Below are 609 nucleotides of genomic sequence, written 5' to 3' on the forward strand. Positions count from 1 at the left end.
GGTTGCGCTGCGGATACATCCTCAGGCCGCCGACCGTCTTGCCCGTCACGAGCCATGCAAGCGACACCCACGGGTTGTACGACGCGACGCGCGTCGCGTCCGTGCCGGCCGACACCTTGAGCCCCTTCGCGAGCATCTTCGCGACGGGCGGCGTCGCCTCCGCGGCCTGCGCGCCGTAGCGCTCGACGAAATATTCGCCCTGGTACGCCATCCGGTGCTGCACCGCGATACCGCCGCCGAGCGCGGCGATCCGGTCCATCGATTGCTCGGTGATCGTTTCCGCGTGATCGAAGAACCAGTTCAGCCCGTCGAGCGGGATGTCCTCGTTGACCTTCTCGAACACGTCGAGCGCGCGGCTGATGGTTTCGTCATAGGTCGCGTGCATGCGCCACGGCCAACGGTTTTCCGCGAGCACGCGCACGACGCCTTCGAGGTCGTCCTCCATCTGCGCGGGCAGGTCCGGCCGCGCGACGCGGAAGTCCTCGAAGTCGGCCGCCGAAAACGCCAGCATCTCGCCCGCGCCGTTGTTGCGGAAGTAGTCGGTGCCGTCGTGGTACTTGACGCTCTTCGTCCAGTTCACGAAGTCTTCCTTCTCCGCGTTCGGCTTCT

1 protein-coding gene is annotated in these 609 nt (G+C 66.3%); it reads right to left on the bottom strand.

What is annotated here, in order from left to right:
- Window positions 1–609 (bottom strand): amidohydrolase family protein (locus H3O04_RS35625; RefSeq protein ID WP_202589544.1); only part of this gene is annotated, 609 nt, incomplete at both ends.

Origin of the sequence: Burkholderia sp. KCJ3K979 (genome assembly GCF_016759955.1) — a bacterium.
Taxonomy (GTDB): Bacteria; Pseudomonadota; Gammaproteobacteria; order Burkholderiales; family Burkholderiaceae; genus Burkholderia; species Burkholderia orbicola.